The following is a 17,734-nucleotide window of genomic DNA, read 5'->3' as shown; positions in this document are numbered from 1 at the left end:
GGACGACCCTTCGGCAGGTGAAGACCGAAATGAGCGCACTCAGCGCGCTGGAACAGGCCTTGGAGAACCGGTGGGAGGCGCTGTGGGCGCGGCTCGTCGGCAAGGAACCGGTCGAGCTCCTCGACGCGCTGCGCCGCGAGTGCGACGCCAACGCCGTCGTGGTCAGCGAGCGGCGGGTCATGGTGCCCAACGCCTACGACGTCGAACTCGCCGACTCCGTGCACGACGAACTGACCCGGCGCGGCAGCCGCGTGGGCCAGGCGCTCACCGACAGCCTGGCCCGGCACGCCGAGCGCCGTGGCTACGAGTGGGCGGGCCCGCTGACCGTGCACATCGCCCGCTCCGGCCAGGTGCCCAACGGCCGTTACCGCGTGGCCGGCCGCGTCATGCCGCACGTCAGCGCGGAGGGTTTCCACCACCCGGCGTAGACACGGCGCATGCGGCCGGTCACCGCCGGTAGAGGGTGATCGAGTGGCCGACCTCGTCGACCGGCCGGCTGGAGCCGATCAGCTCGGCCAGCCGCCCCTCGGCCTTGGCCGCCGCCGAGTCGGACACCACCAGCAGCCCGCGTACCCGCTCCGGGGGCACACGGCGCGGGTCGGACGCGTGGATGCCGTAGAAGGACGGCACGCCGCTGCCCTTGTAGACGAGCCAGACCCGCTCGTGCGGGTACCGCGTGCGCAGCCGGTCGGCGAGCCGGCCCAGGTCCTGGCCCCAGTCCACGTTGGAGTCGTGCAGCCGCAGATGGGTCCTGGCCGGCCCGCCGAACGCCTCGTTGGAGTACGGCAGGTAGTACGGATACGTCCGCAGGGAGCTGACCGCGACGAACGCGAGCACCGCGAGCCCCGCGGGCAGCAGGCGGCGGATACGGCGCGCGGCGAGCACCGCCGCCGCGGCGACGGCCAGGAACATCGGCATGAACAGCGCGTACCGGGTTCCGAAGTCGCGCGAGGAGTGCATCGCCGCCGCCAGCAGCACCAGCGGAGGCGCCAGCACATACGGCGCGGCACGCCGCAGCCGCCGTACGACGACCAGGGCGACGGCCCCGGCCGCCCACAGGGCCGACATGCCCAGCGGTGTCTTCACCAGCAGGGCGACCGGCAGGTAGTACCAACGCGACCCGGTGTAGAGGCGCCCGAACAGGTAGCCCTCCCACGGCCGGTTCTCCAGCCCGAACTGGATGCGCATGCCGTCGCGGTACGCCTCGGGCAGCGGCATGAGGCCGACGAGGACCCCGCGCAGCCCGTGCACGACGGGCACCGGCTGCGGCGGCGCCCACCGCAGCCGCGGGTCCACCACCAGGTAGGCGGCCCATACGACGGCGACCGCCACCCCCGCCGCCACGGCGGCCCACCCGGCGCCCGCCGCCAGGGCCCTGATCCGTGCGGAACGCCCGGACGGGCGGCGGCCCGACCACACCGACACCACCGCGAGCAGCAACAGCGCCGGCACCGCGGGCAGCGCGTTCATCTTGGTCGCCACGGCCGCCCCGAGCGCCGCGCCGGCGAGCGGCACGTACAGCCGCGGCCGCCCGCGCGCCCGCCACAGCAGCCAGGCGGACGTCAGGACGAGGCCGGCCGCCGGCACGTCCAGCGTGGCCAGCGAGCCGTGCGCGATCAGATCGGGCGAGAAGGCGTACAGGGCCAGGGCGGCGAGTCCGCCCACCGCGCCGGTGAGCTCCCGCGCGAACGCGAAAACCACCAGCCCGGACAGCAGCGTCACCACGATCACCGGAAGCCGGGCCCACAGCATCAGCCGCCACGGGTCGTTGCCCGACTCGTACAGCAGATGCCGCCCGACCATCCCCTGGTTCCCCGTGAACGACGCGTCGAAGTGCGGACCGGCGACCGCGACCCCGGCCGCGATCAGCAGCTTGCCCAGCGGCGGGTGCTCGGGGTTGTACGCCAGGCTGTGCTCGTGCAGATAGACGGTGGCCGTCCCCACGTACACGGGCTCGTCGATGGTGGGCGTCTGCTCGGCCGCCGCGGTGACCATCGCGACCGCCATCTGCGCCAGCAGCACCGCCGCGACGAGCGGCACCAGCCACCGCCGGTGCCGCCGCAGCCGGTCGTACCCGCCGCGCACCACCGAACGCCCGGCCCTCGGCCCGGGGACCGACTCTGCTGAGCCGTCGCCGGGATCAGGAGCCGTGTGCTGTTCGCGCGTCATCATCCGCCCCGCGGCGCCACCGGAGGGGCGGGGCCGGAAACGATCCTGAGCCGCGTCACGGCCCTGCTGTCGCACCGGCCCCCGCCCCACGGACGTCACCGCTTCCCGAGTCGTACCGGCAGGCCTTCCGCCGTACCCACGGGTACGGCCCCCACCCGGTCGCGGTTCACCTCCGGGCGGGCGAACCCGCGCCTGCCCCGCGCGAGTTGGCTCACGCCGCGCGCCGGCCGGACGGCACGGCCGCCGCCGGCACGACCAGGTCCGCGCGGTCCCGGGTCGCCGCCACCAGGTCCGCGTTGCGCTGGTCGGTGCCCAGCACCCAGTCCACCGCCTCCTGGTGCGCCTTGCCGAACTCCTCGTGGCGGGCGACGAGACGGCGGACGCGCTCGTCCTCCTCCAGCTCGCAGAACCACACCTCGTCCAGTTCGCGCCGCACCCGCGCCCAGGGACCGGTGCCCAGCAGCAGGTAGTTGCCCTCCGTCACGACCAGCCGGGCCGACGGCGGCACCGGGATCGCGCCCGCCAACGGCTGTTCCAGGATCCGCTCGAAGCCGGGCGCGTACACCGTCTCGTCCCGCTCCTCGCGCAGCCGGCGCAGCAGGGCCGCGTACCCCGCCGCGTCGAAGGTGTCCGGCGCGCCCTTGCGGTCCCGGCGGCCGAGCCGGTCGAGTTCGGCGTCGGCGAGGTGGAAGCCGTCCATCGGGACGTACGCCGCCCGCGGCTCGCCGTCGCCGTTCAGGGCCCGTACCAGATGCCCGGCGAGGGTCGACTTGCCCGAGCCGGGGCTGCCCGCGATGCCGAGGAGCGCGCGGCCGGTCCCGGTGAGGGTCCGGGCACGGGTGAGGAGGTCGTCGAAGGTCAGCTCCACACGCCACAGTGTGGCACCCGGGCGGTGACGCGTTCCGGCGTACCGTGGGCATTCGTTTGTCGGAAAGTGTGTCAGATGTGGTACTCGACACCCTCTCGAAGCCGCCACGCGGGGAAAGGTGCCTGTATGACACAGCTCGGTCTGCCCGAAGACATCACGGTGTGCCTCTTCGACCTGGACGGGGTGGTCACCAGGACGGCCGTGGTGCACGCGGCCGCCTGGAAGGAGACGTTCGACGCGTTCCTGCGCGAACGGGACGGCGCGGACTTCCGGCCGTTCGACCCGGTCGCCGACTACGACGAGTACGTCGACGGACGCCCCCGCGCGGACGGGGTGCGCACCTTCCTCGCCTCCCGCGGCATCCATCTGCCCGAGGGCAGTCCGGACGACCCGCCGGACGAGCGGACGGTCAACGGGATCGGCAATCGCAAGAACGAACTCGTTCTGCGGAAGATCCGGACCGAGGGTGTGGAACCGTACGAAGGCACCCTGCGCTACATCGAGGCCGTCCGGGCCGCGGGCCTGAAGACCGCGATCGTCTCCTCCAGCGCCAACACCCGCGACGTACTGCACTCCATCGACGCCGAACGCCTCTTCGACGTCCGCGTCGACGGAGTGGTCGCCCGCGAGCGCGGCCTGCCCGGCAAACCCCACCCGGACACCTTCCTGGCCGCCGCCCACGACCTGGGCGTCGACGCCGAGCGGGCCGCCGTCTTCGAGGACGCGCTGGCCGGCATGGAGGCGGGCCGCTCGGGCCACTTCGGATACGTCGTCGGCGTCGACCGCGTCGGGCAGACCGACGCGCTCTACGCGCACGGCGCCGACGTGGTCGTCAAGGACCTCGCCGAACTTCTCACCGCGGGGGGTGCCGCGTGATCACCCACGGTGCGTACGCCGTCGAGCCGTGGACCGTGCGCGAGACGGAACTCAGCCTCGACGTCCTCGCCCAGAGCGAGTCCGTCTTCGCGCTGTCCAACGGCCACGTCGGCTGGCGAGGCAACCTCGACGAGGGCGAACCGCACGGCCTGCCCGGCTCCTACCTCAACGGCGTGCACGAGGTGCACCCGCTGCCGTACGCGGAGGCCGGCTACGGCTACCCCGAGTCCGGCCAGACCATCATCAACATCACCAACGGCAAGGTGCTGCGGCTGCTCGTGGACGACGAGCCGTTCGACCTGCGCTACGGCCGGCTGATCTCCCACGAGCGCGTCCTCGACCTGCGCCGCGGGGTGATGGAGCGCACCTGCGAGTGGTGCTCGCCGGCCGGGACCCGGATCCGGGTGCGCGCCACCCGGCTGGTCTCCCTCACCCAGCGCTCCATCGCCGCGGTGGCCTACGAGGTGGAGCCGGTCGACTGCCGGGCGCGTGTGGTCGTCCAGTCGGAGCTGGTGGCCAACGAGCAGCTGCCCGCGCCCAACGGCGACCCGCGGGCGGCGCTGGCCCTGCAGTCCCCGCTGGAACCGGAGCAGGACTTCGCCTCCGGCCACCGGCTGCGCCTGGTGCACCGCACCCGGCACAGCGGCCTCAGGGTGGCCGTGGCCGCCGACCACGTCGTCACCGGCCCCGAGCACACCACGATCGGCGGTGAGAGCCACCCCGACCTGGCCCGCCTGACGGTCGCCTCCGTCCTGGAGGCGGGGCAGAAGCTGCGGGTGGAGAAGCTCGTCGCCCACGGCTGGTCCGGCGCCCGCTCCCTGCCGGCGATGAGCGACCAGGTGGACGCCGCCCTGGCGGCCGCCGCGCACAACGGCTGGACCGGCCTGCTCGACGAACAGCGTGCCTACCTCGACGACTTCTGGGCGCGCGCGGATGTCGAGGTGGACGGCGACGAGGAGATCCAGCAGGCCGTCCGCTTCGGCCTCTTCCACGTACTGCAGGCCGGCGCCCGTGCCGAGGAGCGGGCGATCCCGGCCAAGGGACTGACCGGCTCCGGCTACGACGGGCACGCCTTCTGGGACACCGAGATGTTCGTGCTGCCCGTGCTGGCCTACACCTCGCCGGACGCCGTGGCCGAGGCGTTGCGCTGGCGGCAGAACACCCTGCCCGTCGCCCGGGAGCGCGCGGCCCAACTGGGCCTGCGCGGCGCCGCGTTCCCCTGGCGGACCATCGAGGGCCAGGAAGGGTCGGGGTACTGGCCCGCCGGGACGGCCGCCTTCCATGTGAACGCCGCCATCGCGCGGGCCGTGGTGCGCTATGTCGCGACGACCGGCGACGAGGACTTCGAACGCGACACCGGGCTCGAACTGCTCGTGGAGACCGCCCGCCTGTGGCGCTCGCTCGGCCACCACGACCACCACGGCACCTTCCACATCGACGGCGTCACCGGCCCCGACGAGTACAGTGCGCTCGCCGACGACAACACGTACACCAACCTGATGGCCCGCGCGAACCTGCTGGCCGCCGCCGACATCGTCGAACGCCACTCGAAGGAGGCGGAGCGCCTCGGCGCCGACGACGAGGAGAGCGCCACCTGGCGGGACGCCGCCGAGGCGATGAACATCCCGTACAACGGCGAGCTGGGCGTGCACGAGCAGCACGCGGGCTTCACCCGCTACCAGCGCTGGGACTTCGCGGGCATCCGCGCCGACCAGTACCCGCTGATGCTGCACTTCCCCTACTTCGACCTGTACCGCAAGCAGGTGATCAAGCAGGCCGACCTGGTGCTGGCGATGTACACCTGCGGCGCCGAGTTCGACGAGGAGCACATCGCCCGCAACTTCGCCTACTACGAGCCGCTGACCGTGCGGGACTCCTCGCTGTCGGCGTGTGTCCAGGCCGTCATCGCCGCGCAGGCCGGCCATCTGCGGCTCGCCTACGACTACGCGGCCGAGGCGGCCCTGATGGACCTGGAGGACCTGGAGCACAACACCCGCGACGGGCTGCACATCGCGTCGCTGGCCGGCACCTGGATGGCGCTGGTGGCCGGGTTCGGCGGCACCCGCAGGGTCGGCGAGGCGCTGCAGTTCTCGCCGCGGCTGCCGGAGAAGTTCAGCCGCCTCGCCTTCATAATGCAGTTCCGCGGCCGCCGGCTGCGGGTGGAGGTCACCCAGCAGAGCGCCACGTACTCACTGGTGGACGGGCCGCCCCTGACGATCCGTCACCACGGTGCCCCGGTCACGCTCCGCCCGGACGCCCCCGCGGTCCGTCCGGTCCCGGCCCCCGCACACCGGCCCGCTCCGGAACAGCCCCCGCACCGGAAGCCCAAGGCCCGCTGACCCCCGGGTGCGGACGGCGGCCGTCAGGCGGCGCCACCGGTGAGCAGGTCGCGCAGGGCCCGCTCCTGCTCGGGGCTCAGCCCGGTCACGAACTGCCGCAGGGCGGCGATCGGGTCGGGACCCCGGTCCAGGGCGTCGTGCATCGCCTGCGCGGTCAGCTCCGCCGCGTTCTTCGTGGGCCGGTAGGCGCCCCGCCGTCCGTCCACCTCGCGCAGCACCAGGCCCTTGTCATAGAGACGCTTGAGGATGGTGTGCACGGTGTTGTAGGCCAGGCCGCCGCCGATCTCCAGCTGGATCTCGGACGGCGTCAGCGGTCGCTCCGTGGCCCACAGAGCGGCGAGGACCTCGCTCTCCAGCTCGCCCGGGCTGCGCCGTTCCGTCCTGCCGTGAGGCCTTCTGCCAGCCATGCCCTCGACCTTACAGCGCGTAGGGAAATCAGGCGTCCGGCGGTGTCCCGCCCGGCGAGCGGGCCCGCCGCGGGGTAGTTTGTCCCTGTTTTTCGCTGGTGTTTCTCTCGATGTCTCTTTAAGTATCTTTGAGTCTCTTCGATGTCCCTGGTGCGTGCAGGGGTGAGGGGTGGAGATGGCCGACAGTGCGCACGCCATACTCGCCGGGACACGGCGGACCGGATCGCTGCCCGGCTCCCGCCGCGACTCCCGGGCCCGCGGCGACGCCCTCGTCGCGGCGGTGGCCGCCGCCTTCACCCTCGCCCAACTCCTCCTGGTCCGCCCCGGCATGGGTCTCGGCTGGGACGAGACCGTCTACGTCAGCCAGGTCAGCCCGCACGCACCGGCCGCCTTCTTCAGCGCCCCGCGCGCCCGTGGCGTCCCGCTGCTCGTCGCACCGGTCGCCTCCTGGTCGTCGTCCACCGCGCTGCTGCGCGTCTACCTCGCGGTGCTCTCCGGCCTCGCCCTGTACCTGGCCCTGCGCGTGTGGCGGCACGCCTTCCCCGCCCGCGTCCTGGCCCTCGCCGGCGCCCTGTTCGCCTCCCTGTGGGTGACGCTGTTCTACGGCCCGCAGGCCATGCCCAACTACTGGGTCGCCATCGGCGCCCTGACCTGCGCGGGCTGTTTCCTGCGCGTACGGCCCGGCCGACGCGACCGCGCCGCACTGTGGGGCCTGGCCGGTGGCGCCGCCCTCATGGCGTTGATGCGCCCCATGGACGCGGTCTGGGTCGTCCTCCCGCTGCTCGCGCTCGCCGTGCTCGGGCGCCGCCGGCCGCCGCTCGCCGCGCTGCTCGCCGGACTGGTGGCCGGCTCCGCCCAGTGGGTGATCGAGGCGTACGTCAGCCATGGCGGCCTGCTGAAGCGGCTGTCCGACGGCTCGGCCATCCAGGGCGGCCTGGGCTGGCACTTCGCCGTGGTCGACCAACTGCGCAGCCTGGGCGGGCGCACCCTGTGCCGCCCGTGCACCGGCGCGGTGCCCAACCCGGCGATCACCGCCTGGTGGTACGTCCTTCCGCTGCTCGCCCTGCTGGGCCTCGCCGTGGCCCTGCGCGCCCGGCGGACCCCGCCCACCCTGGTGGCGCTGGCCTGCGCCGCCACGGCCGCCTTCCCGTATCTGTTCCTGATCGGATACGCGGCTCCCCGCTTCCTGCTGCCCGCCTACGCCCTGCTCGCGATCCCGGTCGCCGACGCCCTCGTCCACCTCTTCAAGGCACCCGGCGGCCACTGGCGGCCCCTGGCCCTGTCCCTGGTCGCCCTCGGCCTCGCCGGGCACCTGGCCGTGCAGTACGCCGTCCTCGCCCACACCGTCCAGCGCACCACCGCCGACCGCCGGGCCTGGTCCGGCACCGCTGCCGACCTGCACCGCCTCGGCGTGAGCCCGCCCTGCCTGCTCACCGGCGAGGAGGCCGTCCCGATCGCCTTCTACACCGGCTGCGGCTCCGCCGCGACCGACGGCCCCAACGCCAACACCACCCGGGCGGTCATCGAACGGACCGCCCGGCGCCGGCCGGTCGCCGCCCTCACCACCGCCGACGGCACTCCACCCGCCTACGCCCGCACCTGGCCCTCCCACCGGTCCGGCGACCTGCGCCTGTACATCGCGCCCCAGGCGTACCAGGGCACCGGCCCATGACGGCTCCGCTGCTCACCGCCGCCACCGCCGCGCGTCGACGGGCCCGGTGGCACACCGGGGCCACGCTCGCGGTGCTGCTGTGCGCCGCCCACCTCGCCGAGCGCCACTGGCCCGTGCTCGCCGCCGCCGACCAGGGCTGGCTGCTGGTAGCAGCGACGGTCACCCTCGCCATCCGGGCCTGCTCGGCGCTCGCCCGGCGAGGCGCGGTGGCCGAGCTGCTGTCCGGCGCCCGGCTGCCGGCCGCGCAGTTCGTCGCGGGCGCCGCCAACCACGTCCTGCCTGCCGCCTCGGGGCGAGCGCGGCCCACCTCCGGTTCATGATGCGGTTCGGACTGTCCGCGGGCCGGTCGGCGAGTGTGCTCGCGGCCAAGGCCGCCGCCGGGGCGCTCGCCCGCGCCGACTGCCGTGGTCCCGGTGCCGGCCCGCGCCGGGTCCTCGCCCGCCGACATCCGTGCCGTGCGGACCGGGCCGCCGTCCTGAAGGGCTGGGCGCGCTGGTCCGCCGGAGGGCGGTGCGACCACGTCACGCAGGGCGTGATCGCTCGTGCACCGGCCCTTCGGCCGTCGTCGTCAGGTCGGTCACGAGGCGGGCGGGCAGCCACCAGACCGCCGCGCACAGGCACACGCCGAGCCAGCCGCCGGCGAAGAGCCAGCCGCCGACCACGTCGGTGAACCAGTGCACCCCGAGATACACCCGGGTCAGTCCCACCAGCGCGCCCCAGCAGCCGACGACGAGACAGATCGCCGTACGGCCGCGCGGGGCGCGTACGGCTATGGCCACGATCACCAGCCCGGCGGCGAGCGCGGAGGTGGTGGTGTGCCCGGACGGGAACGACCAGTTCGAGGCGTGGGTCACCCAGTCCTGCCGGGGCGGACGCGGGCGGGCGATCAGCTCGAGCACGCCGTAGCGCACGGCCTGGCCCGCTGCCAGGCAGGCCACGCCCAGGGCCGCCGCGACCGCACGCTGCCGGGCCGTGCGGCCGACGACGAGGCCGGCCAGCACGGCGAGCACGTACGGGAAGACGCCCGTACCGGTCGCGGTCAGCCCGCGGGCCACCGCCACCGCCGCCTCCGGGCGGTGGCCGACGGACCAGGACAGCAGGGCGCTGTCCACGGACAGCGGGGCGCCGTGGCCGCCGACGACCAGGCCGAGCACGGCGAACGCCGCCCACGCGCCGAGCCCGGTGCTGCCCGCGAGGTCGGCGGTGTCCCTGTGCTCGGTGGACCTCATGACATTCATGGCACTCATGACACCAGCACCGGGCGCAGCCGTGTAGCGGTCAGGTGCCGGGCGAGTCCCCCCGGCCGGCGCACCAGCACCTTCAGCACGGCGAAGGCCACCACGGCACCGACCACGAGCCCGGCCGCCACGTCGTGCGGATAGTGCGCGCCCACCCAGACCCGGGAGAGGGCCATCGCCGCCGCGGCCACGCACGCGGCCGCGGCCAGGCGGCGGGAGACGAAGAACAGCGCCACCGCGGCCGCGGCGGCGATCGCCGCGTGATTGCTGGGGAAGGACCAGTCGGCACGGGCCGGGCAGGCCTCCAGGGTGGCCACGTGCAGTGCGCGACAGGGCCGCACCTCGCGCACGAGCAGCTTCACCACCGCGTTCACGGCGTAGGCGACGACCACGACGAGCGGTACCGCCAGAGCCGTGACCGCCGCCTCGGCGCCCGTCCGGCGCGCCCGCCACCAGCCCATCAGCATCAGCACGGCGAACACGGCGAGGCCGTACGCCGACCACACCGACACCGTGTCGTCGAACCAGGCGGGGGAGCGGTGGGCCAGGCCCACCACGTCGGTGTAGACGGAGCCGTCGATCGACGGGCCCGACAGGGCGAGGATCATCCGCGCGCCTCCTTCGGGTCGGCGCACGCACGGCGGTGGCGCCGACCAAATGACTACAGTTCTGTAGACCGTCTACTGCACTGTAGACGATGACGTCTCCCGGAACGTTCCCATGATCGCCTCAATGAGTGAACCGGGCAGGTGATTGGGCCGGGCCCTGCGGGAAACGCGGATCACGACACGCTGACGCCCCAGTCGCCGCGAGGAGGAACCCGTGAGCACCGATCCGATGGCCGACGACGCCTATCAGCCCACCGGCAGCAACGAGGAACAGGAGGACGCCGCGCCGCTGGACATGCAGAACGCGGTGGGCGAGCGGACCTACGACGACGCTCTCGACGAGGGGTTCTCCCCGCCGGAGAAGCCGCTGGGCGTCACCAAGTACGGCACGACGGCCGCCGAACAGCAGGAGGGTGAGAGCCTCGACCAGAGGCTGGCCCAGGAACAGCCCGACGCGGACGAGCCGCAGGGGGACGCCGTGGGCGACCTGCCCGGCGGCGAGGGCGAGCCGATCGACCCCGAGGCGGGCACGGACCGCGCCGGCCGCCTCGTCGCCCCGGACGAGGGCGCCCACACCGACACCACCAAGGAGGAGATCGCCGCCGGCAAGGGCGTCGACGCGGGAGCCGCCGGCGCGGAGGAGGCCGCCGTGCACGTCGTCGACGACGACACGCTGCCGGACGACGGCGCCTCCTGACCGAGCGGCACCCGGTCCTTGGTGAGCCGGTCCCCGGCCCGCCCGGCGAAGCCCCGGCCTTCTCCAGTCCAGGGCGAGAGGGCCGGAGCCCCGGGGCTCCGGCCCTCTCGCGGCTCAAGGCCCGGTCGCCGCGCTCACGAGTGCGACGACCGGACCCCGGCTAGGGCAGCAACTTGTCCAGGGCGGCCGGACCCTCCGTTTCGAGCTTGCGCCTGGCCCACTCCAGGTTGCGCGGGGTGATGTCGCGGCCCGCGGCCAGCACCACGTCCTCGGGCGAGACGTCGGTGCCGTTACGGGCGTGAAGGACGCGGTCGGGGGTGCAACGGTCCCCCGACGAGCGGGATGCATCGGGCTGTGACGTCGACATGTGTCCTCCTCGGGTCCGGCTGGGCCCCTGCTCGGGTCCGGACTGCGGCCCCCGTGCTGCGGGAAGCGGGACCTCCTCCTACGATTGCCCGCCGAGCCGCACCCTGCATCCGGAAGGGCCCGCTGCGCAGAAGGGGTACCTGCCCACCGCGCCGGAAAACCTCCGTCCCCACCGCCCGCCCCCGGGCCCTTCTGACGGATCTCCGCGGCGTCGCGACGCCCGGCACTTCCCCAAGCTCTTCGAGCAGGGGGGACCCCCGGAGCACGCACCGGACGCCGCTCCTTCTTCCCCGGAGATCCGTCAGAAGGGCCCTAAGCTGGAAGAGCTGGAAGGGAGGCAGCCGCGATGGCCGACACCCGAAGCCGGCGGCCCGGGCCGGGCACACCCCGCTACGTGCCGATCGCCGACCACGGCCTGATCGGCGACCTGCGCACCGTCGCCCTCGTCGGCACCGACGGCACGATCGACTGGTACTGCTGCCCCTCCTTCGACGCCCCGAGCGTCTTCGCCTCCGTCCTGGACGCCGAGCGCGGCGGCTGCTTCGAACTCGCCGTGGCCGAGGCGGCCCGCACCAAGCAGTTCTACTTCCCCGACACCAACGTGCTGATCACCCGGTTCTTCACCGAGGACGGCGTCGGTGAGGTGCAGGACTTCATGCCGGTGACCGGAGACCGCCGGGAATCCGCCGAGGCCGAGCGGCACCGGCTCATCCGCCGGGTGCTGTGCGTACGCGGCACCCTGCCGTTCCGGGCCCGGGTGGCGCCCCGCTTCAACTACGGCGCCGACCCGCACACGGTCCGCACGGAGGGCCGTACCGTCCTGTTCGAGTCCGCGGTCGGTTCGCTCTCCCTGACGGCCACCGTGCCCCTGGAGACCGACGGCCCGGACCTGCGGGCGGAGTTCAAGCTCGCCGAGGGCGAGTCGGCCGTCTTCGCCCTGGACCAGGTCGGCGGCGCCGTGGCCCCGCGGCGGTGCGCCCACACCGAGGCCGAGGAGCAGTTCGCCGCCACGGTCGCCTACTGGCGCCACTGGCTCGCCCAGTCCCGCTACCGCGGCCGCTGGCGGGAGATGGTCCACCGCTCCGCCCTCACCCTGAAGCTGCTCACCTACGCCCCGACCGGCGCCATCGTCGCCGCGCCCACCACGAGCCTGCCCGAGCGGATCGGCGGTGAGCGCAACTGGGACTACCGCTATGTCTGGGTGCGCGACGCCGCGTTCGCCGTCTACGCGCTGCTGCGGCTCGGCTTCGCCGGCGAGGCCGAGGCGTTCATGCGGTTCCTGACCCGGCACATCAGCCCCGGCGACGGCAAGGGCACCGGCCCGCTGCAGATCATGTACGGCATCGACGGCCGCACCGACCTGCCCGAGCGTGAACTCGCCCACCTCGAGGGCCATCTCGGCTCCGCCCCCGTACGGGTCGGCAACGCCGCCGCCGACCAGCTCCAGCTCGACATCTACGGCGCCCTGATCGACTCCATCTACCTCTACGACAAGTGGGCCCAGCCGATCTCCAGCGCCCAGTGGGACGACGTGTCCGCTCTGGTGGAGTGGGTCTGCCGGAACTGGGACCAGCCCGACGAGGGCGTCTGGGAGACCCGGGGCGGCCGGAAGAACTTCCTGTACTCCCGCCTGATGTGCTGGGTGGCCATCGAACGCGCCATCCGGCTGGCCAACCGCCGCGGCCTGCCCGCCGACCTGCTGAGCTGGCGGCGGAGCCGGGACGCCATCTACCGCCGCATCATGGACCGCGGCTGGTCCGAGGCGCGGCAGGCCTTCGTGCAGTACGAGGGCGGGGACGTGCTCGACGCCGCCGTACTGATGATGCCGCTGGCGAAGTTCATCGCGCCCACCGACCCCAAGTGGCTGTCCACCCTGGACGCGCTGACCGAGGACCTGGTCTCCGACTCGCTCGTCTACCGCTACGACCCGCAGGCCAGCCCCGACGGACTGCGCGGCGACGAGGGCACGTTCTCCATCTGCTCGTTCTGGTACGTCGAGGCCCTCACCCGGGCCGGCCGCCTGGACGAGGCCCGCCTCGCCTTCGAGAAGATGCTCACCTACGCCAACCATCTCGGCCTGTACGCCGAGGAGATCGGCCCCACCGGCGAGCAGCAGGGCAACTTCCCGCAGGCGTTCACCCACCTGTCGCTGATCAGCGCCGCCTACAACCTCGACCGTGCCCTGGGCTGACGCCGTGTGTCGCCGGGGCGCGGGCGGGTACCCGGCGGGCACCGACGACGAAGGAAGAAGACCCCACCGCGGAGGAGGTCCGCATGACGAGCGGTACCGAGACCGGTGACGTCACCGGCACGCGGGACAAGGACTACAACCTCATCTGGTACGTCGAGGCGTGCCTGAACAACGCGCTGAGGCTGGAGCAGTACATCCAGGACGCGGAGCGGGACAAGGACAACGAGGTCGTGGAGCTGTTCCGCAAGGGCGCCGAGATGGGCAAGGGACTGCTGCGCTCGCGCCTGGGCGGCGGCTGACGGCACGCGTGCGCCGCACCGGCCCGGGACCCCTCGCAGGGGTCCCGGGCCGGTGCGCTCTGCGTCAGTCGACGCGGTTGCCGGTCGGCGTCGGGAGGGGGAGGGGCTGCTCGGCCCAGATGACCTTGCCGGTGGGTGTGTAGCGGGTGCCCCACCGCTCGGTCATCTGGGCGACGAGGAACAGTCCGCGGCCGCCCTCGTCCGTGCTCGCGGCGTAGCGCAGGTGCGGTGAGGTGTTGCTGCTGTCGAAGACCTCGCAGATCAGGGTGCGGTCACGCAGCACCCGTACGCGGATGGGCTCGGCGCCGTAGCGGATCGCGTTGGTGACCAGCTCGCTGAGGATCAGCTCGGTGGTGAACGTCAGCTCCTGAAGCCCCCACCGGGTCAGCCGCCGGGTCACCGCGGCGCGCACGTCCGCGACGGCCGCCGGGTCGTCCGGCACGTTCCACTCGGCGAACCGCTCGGGGCCCAGGGCCCGGGTGCGGGCGACGAGCAGTGCGATGTCGTCGCCCGGCCGGAACGGCCGCCGGGCGTCCAGCACGGCCCGGCACGTCTCCTCGGGCGACTCGCCGGCCGAGGACAGCGCGGTGCGCAGCTCCTCGAGGCCGGTGTCGATGTCCCGCTCCCGGCTCTCCACCAGCCCGTCGGTGTACAGCACCAGCCGGCTGCCCTCCGCGAGCTCCAGCTCGGCCGTCTCGAACGGCAGCCCGCCCAGTCCGAGCGGGGGGCCGGCGGGCACGTCGGGGAACGCCACGCCGCCGTCCGGCGCGATCACGGCGGGCGGCGGATGGCCGGCGCGGGCCACGGCACAGCGCCGGGAGACCGGATCGTAGACCGCGTACAGACAGGTCGCGCCGGTCACGGGGGCGTCGGTGCTGTCCGCCCTCTCGTCCTGGTCGATGCGGACGACCAGCTCGTCCAGCAGTCCGAGCAGCTCCTCGGGCGGCAGGTCCAGGGCGGAGAAGTTGCTGACCGCGGTCCGCAGCCGTCCCATCGTGGCCGCGGCGTGCAGCCCGTGCCCGACCACGTCGCCGACGACGAGCGCGACCCGCGCCCCGGACAGCGGCAGTACGTCGAACCAGTCCCCGCCCACGCCCGCCTGCGCGGGCAGATAGCGGTAGGCGATGTCCAGGGCGCCTTGCTCGGGCAGGCTGCGCGGCAGCAGGCTGCGCTGCAGGGTGACCGCCAGCCCGTGCTCGCGGGTGTAGCGGCGGGCGTTGTCGATGGAGACCGCGGCCCGCGCGACCAGCTCCTCGGCCAGGGCGAGCTCCTCGGTGTCGAAGGGCTCCTCCTTGCGCGAGCGCCAGAAGCTGACCAGGCCCAGCACCAGGCTGCCCGCCTGTACCGGCACGGTGATCAGCGAGTGGATGCCGTACTCCAGCACCCGGCCGGCGCGCTCGGGATCCTGGGCGTGCCAGCCCGGAGCCGCTTCCAGGCGGGGTTCGAGGACCGGCCGGCGGGTCCGGAGACTGTGCGTCTGCGGCGAGGAGAGGACGAAGCGGATCTGCTCGCCGACCGGGTACAGCGGGGCGCCCTCGCGGATCCCGCCGTACGCCGTGCGCCGCAGCACGGCCTCCGGCTCCGGGTCCTCGCCGGCCAGCACGGCGTCGTACAGGTCGACGGTGGCGAAGTCCGCGAACCGCGGAACGGCCACCTCGACGAGTTCCTCGGCGGTCCGGGTCACGTCCAGTGTCGTGCCGACGCCCACCCCGGCGTCGTAGAGCAGACTGAGGTGTTCCCGGGCCTCCTCCGCCCGGCCGGACAGGGCGCGCAGCTCCGTGGAGTCGCGCAGCGTGGCCACGCTGCCCGGCGGGCCGCCGTCCAGGTCCGTGGGGCGCTGGTTGATCGCCAGCAGCCGGTCGCCGACCAGGCGCACCTCGTCGGTGGCGATCCGGCCGGAGGCCAGCAGGTCGGCGGTGTCGGGGTCGAGCCCGAGGTCGAGCACGTGGCGCTGCTCGGCGTCCTCGGGCAGGTCGAGCAGGCGGTGCGCCTCGTCGTTGGCGAGCAGCAGCTCTCCGTCGGCACCGACGATGATCACGCCCTCGCGGACGGAGTGCAGCACCGCGTCGTGGTGTTCGTACATCCGGGTCATCTCGCCCGGGCCCAGCCCGTGGGTCTGGCGCAGCAGCCGCCTGCTGACCAGTGCCGTCCCCGCCGTGGCGAGGGCGAGCCCCACGGCCGCGGCGCCCAGGACGACCGGCAGCTGCCGGTCCGCGTGACCGCCCACGTTCCTGGTGGTGATGCCGGCCGACACCAGGCCCACCACCTTGCCGTCCGGCGCCTCGACCGGCACGACGGCCTGCACCAGCCGGCCGATGGTGCCGTTGACCTCCTCCACGACGGTGCCGCCGGCCAGCGCGGGCTGGAGGGTGCCGACGAAGTTCTTGCCGATGCGGTCCGGCTGGGGGTGGGTGTAGCGGACCCCCTTGGTGTTCATCACGACGATGAAGTCGACGTGCGCCCCCCTGCGGGCGGCCTCGGCCCGCGGCTGCAGGACCACCGCCGGGTCGGGCGCGGTGAGCGCCTCGCGGGTGCCCGGCGCGTTGGCGAACGTCTCGGCGACGGCGAGGGAGCGGTCGCGGGCCTCCTGGACGCTGTCGTACCGCACCTGCAGTACCAGCGCCACCACCGCGGCCACGACCAGCAGCAGCACGATGACGACCTGCAGTACGAACACCTGCCCGGCCACGCTGCGCACGCCCAGCGCCGTCCCACCCCGTCCCGGTCGCCGCCCGCCCCGCTCGCGCGCTCGCCGACCAGGGCCAGGCGCGAGCTGAAGGCGCTGGCCACCGGAACGGCGGGTCGACCGGGTACCGGTTCGACCCGGGAGTCGGACCATGTGCCATGTCTACACTGCCGTACCCGCCGAGGCGAGGGGCCACCACACCGTCGGTGTGCGGAGCCCGGATGGGCGGCCGGCCGGGTGTGTCAGCTCTGCTTGCGGGGGTCGGAGCGGATGTTCTGGGCCACGTCGCGGAGTTTGACGTTGTGGTGCTGGGAGATGCGGCGCAGGACGGCGAAGGCGTCGTCCTCGCTCAGGCGGTGGCGTTCGCGCAGGATGCCCATGGCCTCGCCGATGGCGTGCCGGGTCTCCAGCGCGTGTTCGAGCTGGTCGACGGCCCGGGCGCTGGCCAGGGCGACGGCGGCGTGCGAGGCGAGCAGCCAGCCGGCCGTCTCGCTGTCCGGGGTGAAGGCGCCGGGACGGCTGGAGTAGATGTTGAGGGCCCCGAGGTCGTCGTCGTGGGTGTACAGCAGGAAGCCCATCATGCTGCCGATGCCCAGCTCACGGGCGGCCGGCGCGTACCGCGGCCAGTCCGGCTGCGGCTGCGTGAGGTCCGAGATGCGGAACATCCGGTCCCCGTTGACCCGCCGGGCGGCGTCGAAGCAGGGCCCCTCGCCCAGTTCTCCCTGCAGCCGGTCGGACTCCACCACCACGTCCCCGCTCGCGGCCAGGGTCACGGCACGCCCCTTGCGCAGGGCCAGGATCCCGGAGGCCTCGCACCCCTCGATCAGCTCGACGGCCGCCTGAACGACCTCGTCGAGCGTCTCCTGGGTGGACTCCTGCGCCAGCAGACGCCGGGCGAGCCGGGCCATCTGTTCGGCGAACTCACGCCAGTCCATCCGCGCCCACCCTTCTCCCGGCCGCGCGCACCAGTGCAAGGGTGACGTCGGCCGCAACCTCCGACACCGGCAGCCTACCGCGCACCCGCCCGCGTACCACGCAGCACCGATCATGGCCCCCCGGTACGCCGACGCCCCGGCCGTGCGGGTGCTTCCAGGACCCGCGGGTCGGCAGCCGGGGTTGCCTGGCCGACGGTGCCGCCCACCGGGCACGGTTGGTCAACCCTCCCCATATACGGGGTACTTGCCCGTCTCCGGCCCGGACCGCCGGCAGGCCTGAGAGCTTCTCCCCGCTCAAGGAGGGACAATCATGGCCGAGTTGACACACCGTGGACTCCTGGGTCCGACGGCACGCGTTACGGTTCGACACCGGGCGCCCGGTG

The 17,734-nt window shown here is 73.6% G+C and carries 16 protein-coding genes; 8 read left to right on the top strand and 8 right to left on the bottom strand.

Annotated features, from left to right (window positions below):
• Positions 1–29 precede the first annotated feature (29 nt).
• A complete protein-coding gene (locus tag ACX25U_RS01250; protein ID WP_454388248.1) occupies positions 30–428 on the top strand; it encodes a DUF3662 domain-containing protein in 399 nt (132 codons plus the stop codon).
• A 19-nt stretch (positions 429–447) separates the two neighbouring features.
• On the opposite strand, the gene ACX25U_RS01245 is transcribed toward ACX25U_RS01250, so the two are convergent.
• Both ACX25U_RS01245 and ACX25U_RS01240 read right to left on the bottom strand, forming a co-directional pair.
• Entirely contained in the window at positions 448–2,172 is a 1,725-nt protein-coding gene (locus ACX25U_RS01245; RefSeq protein ID WP_454388246.1) for an ArnT family glycosyltransferase, read from the bottom strand.
• A gap of 208 nt (positions 2,173–2,380) precedes the next feature.
• The gene (locus tag ACX25U_RS01240; RefSeq protein WP_454388244.1) at positions 2,381–3,037 is read right to left on the bottom strand and encodes a nucleoside/nucleotide kinase family protein; all 657 of its coding nucleotides are present in this window, start codon (positions 3,035–3,037) and stop codon (positions 2,381–2,383) included.
• A gap of 126 nt (positions 3,038–3,163) precedes the next feature.
• Here ACX25U_RS01240 and ACX25U_RS01235 point away from each other — a divergent pair, with 126 nt between their 5' ends.
• A complete protein-coding gene (locus ACX25U_RS01235; protein ID WP_454388242.1) occupies positions 3,164–3,913 on the top strand; it encodes a beta-phosphoglucomutase family hydrolase in 750 nt (249 codons plus the stop codon).
• On the top strand, positions 3,910–6,252 hold the full coding sequence (locus ACX25U_RS01230; protein ID WP_454388240.1) for a glycoside hydrolase family 65 protein: 2,343 nt from the start codon (positions 3,910–3,912) through the stop codon (positions 6,250–6,252). The genes ACX25U_RS01235 and ACX25U_RS01230 overlap by 4 nt, the downstream gene beginning before the upstream one ends.
• 23 nt (positions 6,253–6,275) lie before the next feature.
• On the opposite strand, the gene ACX25U_RS01225 is transcribed toward ACX25U_RS01230, so the two are convergent.
• Positions 6,276–6,659: a BlaI/MecI/CopY family transcriptional regulator gene (locus tag ACX25U_RS01225; protein ID WP_454388238.1), complete on the bottom strand. Its 384-nt coding sequence runs from the start codon at positions 6,657–6,659 to the stop codon at positions 6,276–6,278.
• 175 nt (positions 6,660–6,834) lie between these two features.
• Here ACX25U_RS01225 and ACX25U_RS01220 point away from each other — a divergent pair, with 175 nt between their 5' ends.
• Both ACX25U_RS01220 and ACX25U_RS01215 read left to right on the top strand, forming a co-directional pair.
• The gene (locus ACX25U_RS01220) at positions 6,835–8,331 is read left to right on the top strand and encodes a hypothetical protein (RefSeq protein WP_454388236.1); all 1,497 of its coding nucleotides are present in this window, start codon (positions 6,835–6,837) and stop codon (positions 8,329–8,331) included.
• Positions 8,328–8,651 (top strand): hypothetical protein, encoded by a 324-nt coding sequence (locus tag ACX25U_RS01215; RefSeq protein ID WP_454388234.1) that lies wholly within the window; start codon positions 8,328–8,330, stop codon positions 8,649–8,651. The genes ACX25U_RS01220 and ACX25U_RS01215 overlap by 4 nt, the downstream gene beginning before the upstream one ends.
• A gap of 201 nt (positions 8,652–8,852) precedes the next feature.
• Here the strand turns inward: ACX25U_RS01215 and ACX25U_RS01210 are convergent, their stop codons facing one another.
• Positions 8,853–9,560 (bottom strand): phosphatase PAP2 family protein, encoded by a 708-nt coding sequence (locus ACX25U_RS01210; protein ID WP_454388232.1) that lies wholly within the window; start codon positions 9,558–9,560, stop codon positions 8,853–8,855.
• 14 nt (positions 9,561–9,574) lie between these two features.
• A complete protein-coding gene (locus ACX25U_RS01205) occupies positions 9,575–10,177 on the bottom strand; it encodes a phosphatase PAP2 family protein (protein WP_454388231.1) in 603 nt (200 codons plus the stop codon).
• A 214-nt stretch (positions 10,178–10,391) separates the two neighbouring features.
• Between ACX25U_RS01205 and ACX25U_RS01200 the strand changes: the two genes are divergently transcribed.
• Positions 10,392–10,874 (top strand): DUF5709 domain-containing protein, encoded by a 483-nt coding sequence (locus tag ACX25U_RS01200; protein WP_454388230.1) that lies wholly within the window; start codon positions 10,392–10,394, stop codon positions 10,872–10,874.
• Positions 10,875–11,034: 160 nt separating this feature from the next.
• Here the strand turns inward: ACX25U_RS01200 and ACX25U_RS01195 are convergent, their stop codons facing one another.
• A complete protein-coding gene (locus ACX25U_RS01195) occupies positions 11,035–11,241 on the bottom strand; it encodes a hypothetical protein (RefSeq protein WP_454388228.1) in 207 nt (68 codons plus the stop codon).
• A 345-nt stretch (positions 11,242–11,586) separates the two neighbouring features.
• Between ACX25U_RS01195 and ACX25U_RS01190 the strand changes: the two genes are divergently transcribed.
• Both ACX25U_RS01190 and ACX25U_RS01185 read left to right on the top strand, forming a co-directional pair.
• Positions 11,587–13,431, top strand: a complete 1,845-nt coding sequence (locus tag ACX25U_RS01190; RefSeq protein ID WP_454388226.1) for a glycoside hydrolase family 15 protein — start codon at positions 11,587–11,589, stop codon at positions 13,429–13,431.
• A gap of 83 nt (positions 13,432–13,514) precedes the next feature.
• On the top strand, positions 13,515–13,730 hold the full coding sequence (locus ACX25U_RS01185) for a hypothetical protein (RefSeq protein ID WP_454388224.1): 216 nt from the start codon (positions 13,515–13,517) through the stop codon (positions 13,728–13,730).
• A gap of 64 nt (positions 13,731–13,794) precedes the next feature.
• Here the strand turns inward: ACX25U_RS01185 and ACX25U_RS01180 are convergent, their stop codons facing one another.
• On the bottom strand, positions 13,795–16,569 hold the full coding sequence (locus ACX25U_RS01180; protein ID WP_454388222.1) for a SpoIIE family protein phosphatase: 2,775 nt from the start codon (positions 16,567–16,569) through the stop codon (positions 13,795–13,797).
• Between the two features lie 89 nt (positions 16,570–16,658).
• Positions 16,659–17,351: a GAF and ANTAR domain-containing protein gene (locus tag ACX25U_RS01175; protein ID WP_454388221.1), complete on the bottom strand. Its 693-nt coding sequence runs from the start codon at positions 17,349–17,351 to the stop codon at positions 16,659–16,661.
• Positions 17,352–17,734 lie beyond the last annotated feature (383 nt).

It is taken from the genome of Streptomyces sp. JNUCC 63, assembly GCF_054366325.1.
The sequence above is the reverse complement of the archived record's forward strand: the minus strand, read 5'-3'. Positions and strand labels throughout refer to the sequence as shown.

Excerpts from the sequence above, each read along its gene's own strand:
- ACX25U_RS01250 (WP_454388248.1), top strand. The coding sequence starts at position 30 with ATGAGCGCACTCAGCGCGCTGGAACAGGCCTTGGAGAACCGGTGGGAG.
- ACX25U_RS01245 (WP_454388246.1), bottom strand. The coding sequence starts at position 2,172 with ATGATGACGCGCGAACAGCACACGGCTCCTGATCCCGGCGACGGCTCA.
- ACX25U_RS01235 (WP_454388242.1), top strand. The coding sequence starts at position 3,164 with ATGACACAGCTCGGTCTGCCCGAAGACATCACGGTGTGCCTCTTCGAC.
- ACX25U_RS01225 (WP_454388238.1), bottom strand. The coding sequence starts at position 6,659 with ATGGCTGGCAGAAGGCCTCACGGCAGGACGGAACGGCGCAGCCCGGGC.
- ACX25U_RS01220 (WP_454388236.1), top strand. The coding sequence starts at position 6,835 with ATGGCCGACAGTGCGCACGCCATACTCGCCGGGACACGGCGGACCGGA.
- ACX25U_RS01215 (WP_454388234.1), top strand. The coding sequence starts at position 8,328 with ATGACGGCTCCGCTGCTCACCGCCGCCACCGCCGCGCGTCGACGGGCC.
- ACX25U_RS01210 (WP_454388232.1), bottom strand. The coding sequence starts at position 9,560 with ATGAGGTCCACCGAGCACAGGGACACCGCCGACCTCGCGGGCAGCACC.
- ACX25U_RS01205 (WP_454388231.1), bottom strand. The coding sequence starts at position 10,177 with ATGATCCTCGCCCTGTCGGGCCCGTCGATCGACGGCTCCGTCTACACC.
- ACX25U_RS01195 (WP_454388228.1), bottom strand. The coding sequence starts at position 11,241 with ATGTCGACGTCACAGCCCGATGCATCCCGCTCGTCGGGGGACCGTTGC.
- ACX25U_RS01190 (WP_454388226.1), top strand. The coding sequence starts at position 11,587 with ATGGCCGACACCCGAAGCCGGCGGCCCGGGCCGGGCACACCCCGCTAC.
- ACX25U_RS01185 (WP_454388224.1), top strand. The coding sequence starts at position 13,515 with ATGACGAGCGGTACCGAGACCGGTGACGTCACCGGCACGCGGGACAAG.
- ACX25U_RS01180 (WP_454388222.1), bottom strand. The coding sequence starts at position 16,569 with ATGGTCCGACTCCCGGGTCGAACCGGTACCCGGTCGACCCGCCGTTCC.
- ACX25U_RS01175 (WP_454388221.1), bottom strand. The coding sequence starts at position 17,351 with ATGGACTGGCGTGAGTTCGCCGAACAGATGGCCCGGCTCGCCCGGCGT.